The sequence below is a fragment of the Massilia sp. LXY-6 genome (genome assembly GCF_051233485.1).
Classification (GTDB): domain Bacteria; phylum Pseudomonadota; class Gammaproteobacteria; order Burkholderiales; family Burkholderiaceae_D; genus Telluria.
On record NZ_JBKFGF010000007.1, the window covers coordinates 1 to 5,171 of the forward strand.

At 65.2% G+C, this 5,171-nt stretch carries 5 protein-coding genes; 3 read left to right on the forward strand and 2 right to left on the reverse strand.

Annotated features, from left to right (window positions below):
* Both ACI48D_RS04285 and ACI48D_RS04290 read right to left on the reverse strand, forming a co-directional pair.
* Nucleotides 1–705: tetratricopeptide repeat protein (locus ACI48D_RS04285; RefSeq protein ID WP_435569974.1), on the reverse strand; the 705-nt coding region annotated here is incomplete at its 3' end.
* Nucleotides 702–3,113 carry a tetratricopeptide repeat protein gene (locus ACI48D_RS04290; protein ID WP_435569975.1) on the reverse strand — a complete coding sequence of 804 codons (2,412 nt, stop codon included), beginning with the start codon at nt 3,111–3,113 and terminating at the stop codon, nt 702–704. The genes ACI48D_RS04285 and ACI48D_RS04290, both read right to left, overlap by 4 nt.
* A 306-nt stretch (nt 3,114–3,419) precedes the next feature.
* Between ACI48D_RS04290 and ACI48D_RS04295 the strand changes: the two genes are divergently transcribed.
* The 3 genes from ACI48D_RS04295 to ACI48D_RS04305 form a co-directional block, all read left to right on the forward strand.
* Complete coding sequence (locus tag ACI48D_RS04295) at nt 3,420–4,232, forward strand: flagellin (protein ID WP_435569976.1); 813 nt, start codon at nt 3,420–3,422, stop codon at nt 4,230–4,232.
* 85 nt (nt 4,233–4,317) lie between these two features.
* Nucleotides 4,318–4,668, forward strand: coding sequence for a flagellar protein FlaG (locus ACI48D_RS04300; RefSeq protein ID WP_435569977.1), 351 nt, complete (start codon nt 4,318–4,320; stop codon nt 4,666–4,668).
* A 15-nt stretch (nt 4,669–4,683) separates the two neighbouring features.
* The coding region (locus ACI48D_RS04305) for a flagellar cap protein FliD N-terminal domain-containing protein (protein WP_435569978.1) at nt 4,684–5,171 on the forward strand (488 nt) is incomplete at its 3' end.

A 5,171-nucleotide genomic window follows, 5' to 3' on the forward strand; every position in this document is an offset into this window, starting at 1 on the left:
GGCCTCGAGGTGCCCCAGGTCCTTGAGCAGCTTGGCGCGGTTGACGAAGGCATCGGCGTAGTCCGGGCGGCAGGCCAGCGCGCGTTCGAAGCTTTCCAGCGCGGCCTCGCTGCGGTGCTGGCGCGCCAGCACGTTGCCGCGGTTATTGTGGGCTTCGGCATGCGCGGGCTGCAGCCTGAGTACGACGTCGAGGCTGGCCAGCGCCTCGTCCAGGAGGCCGATCTGTTGCAGGACTGTGGCGCGGTTGTTCCAGGCCTGCACGGTGCCGGCGTCGAGCGCGAGCGCGTTATCGTAGCTGGCCAGCGCTTCCTCGTAGCGGCCCAATGCCTGCAATGCATTGGCGCAGTTGTAATGGGCATCGGCGTAGGCGGGAGCGATGGCGAGGGCCTGGCTATAACCGGCGACCGCCGCCTCCAGCCGCCCGCGCGCCTTCATCACGTTGCCGAGCGTGTTCCAGACGGGCGCCGTGCTGCCGTCCACCTCGATGGCGGCATGCAGGAATTGCCCCGCGCTGGCGTAATCGCCCGCTTGGTAGGCGAGAATGCCGATATGGTGCAGCACGTCGAAGTAGCCGGGCTGCAGCTGCAGTGCCTGTTCGTAGGCGGCCAGCGCCTGCTCCAGCAAACCCTGGCGATGCCATTCCAGCCCCTGCGCGAACAGGGACTCGGCTCGCGGCTCGATCGGCACATTCACCGGCACGCTCATCGTCCAGCGCCCGCGAGCGCATCCAGGTCGGCGCGCACGCGCGCCAGGACGGCGCTCCAGTCCTCGCCCAGCTGCTGGCGGTACAGGCGCGCGCTCGGATACCACGGGCTGTCGCTGCGTTCGAGCAGCCAGCGCCAGTCCGAGGCTTCCGGCAGCAGGATCCAGACCGGCTTGCCGAGGGCGCCGGCCAGGTGGGCAATGCTGGTGTCGACCGCCACGATGACGTCCATCGCGGCGCACAGAGCCGCGGTGTCGGTGAAGTCCTGCAATTGGGGGCTGACATCACGCACCGTGCTGGCCGCCAGCAGCGCTACGTCGGAGGCGCGATATTCTTTCTGCAGCGAGACGAACTCGCAGGCCGGCGTGAGCACGTCGGCAAGCTCGTCGAAAGCGATACTGCGGTTGTGGTCGTTCTTGTGCACCGGATTGCCGCTCCAGGCCAGGCCCACGCGCGGGCCGCGGGCCGGGCCCAGCAGCGCATTCCAGTCCTTCTCACGGGCAGCGTCGCTCGCGAGGTAGGCGTCCGGCACGGGGATCGTCGCCAGCGTGGTCATGAACGCCAGCGGCAGGCTCAGCAGAGGGCAGTGGAAGTCGAAGTCCGGCAGCGCATCGCCCTTGGCGAGCACCTCGCTGGCGCCCGCCAGCGTCTGCATCAGCTTGACCAGCGGGCGCTGGACTTCGAGGATCACGCGGGCGCCGCGCGCGGCCACCATCGGCGCGTAGCGGACGAACTGCAGCGTGTCCCCCAGGCCCTGCTCGGCATACAGCAGGATGGTCTTGCCCGCCAGGTCCTGCTGGCCGAGCCATAGCGGCTGGGTGAAGTCGCGGTTTTCGCGGAACACCGCCAGGTGCTCGGCTTTCCAGCGCCATTCATAGCCGCTCAGGCCGGACTCGAATTCGCCCATCCGCATGCACAGCAGCGACTTGTTCCAGTAAGCGCTGACGAAATCGGGCCTCAGTTCGATCGCCTTGTCGTAGTCCTGCAAGGCAGCCGGGAACTGTCGGAGGCCTTCGTACAGATTGGCGCGGTTGTTGTAGGCCACCGGATCGTCAGGGAGCAGCGCGATCACTTTCGTATAGCTGGCCAGAGCGCCTTCCACGTTACCGATATCCTGGTAAACGTTGCCCAGATTCAGATGCCCGTCCGGCCGATCCGGCGCAATGGCAATGGCGCGGGCAAAGCTCGCGGCTGCCTTGTCGAAATGGCGCAGCCGCTGCAGCGTGATGCCGTGGCCGACGATGGCATCGTAGTGATCAGGATCGAGTTCGAGCGCGCACTCATAGGCATGCGCCGCGTCTTCGAACTTGTCCAGCGCGTGCAGCGTGTGGCCGTGCATGACGTGGGCGCCGGCGTCTTCATCGTCGCGCAGTGCGATTGCCCGCTCGAAGCTGAGCAGCGCGGCCTCGTGTCTTTTCAGATGGCGCAGGGCGAGGCCGCGGCGGAAATGCGCCTCCCGGTTGTCCGCGTCGATGGCGATCGCCACATGGAAGCATTGCAGCGCATCCTCGTGCCGTTCGCGTTCCATCAGCAGCTGGCCGCGTGCCATGCACGCTTCCAGATAGTCGGGCCGCAGGGTCGTCGCGCGTTCGTAAGCGGCCAAGGCCTCGTCGTGCCGGCCGCGGGTGCACAGCAGGTCGCCGTGGCGCTTGTGGGTTTCGGGCACGGCCGGGCCGAACTCCAGTGCGCGCGCGTAGCTCGCCAGCGCCGCTTCGTGCCGACCTTGCGCTGCCTGGTTGGCGGCGAGGTTCGACCACGCCTCGGCGTAGTCGGGCTGCAGCGCGAGCGCGGCCTCGAAGCTGCGGTGCGCCTCGTCGCGGCGCTGCATCAGCATCAGGATATTGCCGCGGTTGTTGTGGGCGGCGGCAAGTCCTGGGGCCAGTTCCAGCGCCTGGCCCGCGCTCTCGAGCGCGTCATCGTAGCGTTCCAGGTCCTGCAGCACCACGGCGCGGTTGTTCCAGGCGTCGACGTCGCGGGGATGCAGCACCAGCGCGCGCTCATAACTGGCCAGCGCCTCGTCGAGCCGATCGAGCCGCCGCAGGATGTTGCCGCGGTTGTAATGGGCATCGGCATTCCCGGCATCCAGCAGGAGTGCCTGGTCGTAGCAGGCCAGCGCCGCCGCATGCTGGTCGAGGGCCTGGTACACATTACCCAAGTTGCTGTAAGCAGTCGACACCGCGGCGTTGCGCTCGATGGCGGCGCCGATGAACTGCAGCGCGATGTCGTGGTTGCCGGCATGGTAGGCGGCGATACCGACGTGGTGCAGGGCGTCGAAATGCTCCGGCTCGCGCTGCAGCGCCTGTTCATACAAGTGGATGGCCATGCCCAAGTCGCCGCGCCGGTGCGCGTCCAGCCCCTGGGCGAAGAGTTCGTCGGCTTGGGTTGGTGGTGCTTGGTCGATGATTTGCATGCGTGGAAGGTCCAGTTAAAGAAAACGCGGGCGCTGACGACAACGGTGCAACGCGGGCGGGTTCGACAGTCAGTATTGTAGCGAGCAGTGATGAGTGGTTATTGCTCCTTGTGAACATAAAAGGGGCCCTAATTCAAGGGTTTGCGTCACAGGGCTAGGATGAAAAGTTGACCATTTCCAACTTTTTTTAAAAAAGCCCTCAAGCTTTGGCGAACCTCTCCGTTAAACAATTCAACCCCGCTGAACAAGCGACGAACCGAAAAACGAAAGCTAACCAAGCCGTACTCTGCTCACAGGAGAACTACCATGTCCGTCATCAACACCAACCTGGCTTCGCTGAACGCACAACGCAACCTCAACACCTCGGCTAGCGACCTGTCGACCTCGCTGCAGCGCCTGTCTTCGGGTCTGCGTGTGAACAGCGCCAAGGACGACGCAGCCGGCCTGTCGATCGCGACCAAGATGGACTCGCAGATCCGCGGCATGACCGTGGCAGCGCGTAACGCCAACGACGGCATTTCGCTGATCCAGACCGCAGACGGCGCGCTGTCGAATATCTCCGACGCGCTGCAGCGCATCCGCGAACTGGCAGTCCAGGGCGCCAACGGCACCAACGGCTCGGCCGAGTGGAGCAACATCAATACCGAAGTCCTGGCGCTGAACACCGAGATCCAGCGTATCGCCACCGATACCAAGTTCAACGGCAGCGCCGTGCTGAGCGCGGCCGGTGCCACCAAGGACATCCAGATCGGCGCCGACTCCGGCCAGAAGATCACGGTCAGCTTCGGTGCCGACGCCCTCTACGCAGGCATGACGATCACCCCAATCGATAGCGCCTCCGCCGCTTCCAGTGCGATCGCTCAGGTCGACACCGCCCTGGCGGCACTGAACACCGAGCGCGCTTCGCTGGGTACCGCGCAGAACCGCATGGGTTATGCGATCAACAACCTGAACAGCTCGATCGAGAACCAGTCCGCCGCGAAGAGCCGCATCATGGATACCGACTTCGCCGCTGAAACCGCCAAGCTGACCCGTGGCCAGATCCTGCAGCAGGCCGGCACCGCGATGCTGGCCCAGGCCAACCAGCTGCCGAACGGCGTGATGAGCCTGCTGCGCTGATCGCGGTTTATAATTCGGTCAGGAAAGCTGTGCGAGGTGTTGCGGAAACATCTCGCACAGTGCCGTTTTGGAAGGAAGTGTTGTGATGCTGAATTCGTTATCTGGTAGCGTACAGGCTGCGCTCGGCAACGCAGCTGCGACTTCGTCCAACCCGTCAGCCAGGAGCGTGACGTCGGCGCCGAACGCGGGCGCCGGCAAGGAACAGGGGCCAGCCCGCGAGGCGGTCGAAAAGGCCGTCGCCAGGCTGAACGAGCATACCCAGTTCACGGCCCAGGGTCTGCGTTTCTCGATCGACGAGGAAAGTGGCAAGACGGTCGTCAAGATCGTCGACAGCGCGACGCAGGAAGTGCTGCGCCAGTTCCCGAGCGCGGAGGCGCTGGCGCTGTCGCATTCGATCGACAAGATGCAAGGCCTGCTGCTGCGGGAAAAGGCTTAACGACAAGGACAGACGATGGGAATCTCCGCCACCGGTATCGGATCGGGCCTGGACATCAACTCGCTGGTTACCCAGCTGATGCAGGCCGAGAGCACGCCACTGACCCAGATCCAGGCCAAGGAAAGCAGCTACAAATCGAAGCTGTCCGCATTCGGCTCGCTGAAAAGCGCGATCTCGTCGTTCCAGACGGCGGTCAAGTCGGTGACCGGCACCTCGCTGGCGGCGCTGACCGCCGCTTCGTCCGACGCTACAGTGCTGAAGGCCAGCGCGCCGGCCGGCGGCGGCGCCGCCGCCGGCACCTACGCGATCGAAGTCAGCAAGCTGGCCATCGCTGACAAGCTGAGTTCGGACGTCGTCGATCCCGCCAAGACCTTCCAGGGGGCCGGCAGTTCGATGACGATTACCGTCGGCAACGGCACTCCGGTCAGTATTCCCATGAGCGATTTCTCGCTGTCGGGCCTGGCCGGTGCGATCAACGGCGCCGACGCCGGCGTCACCGCCAC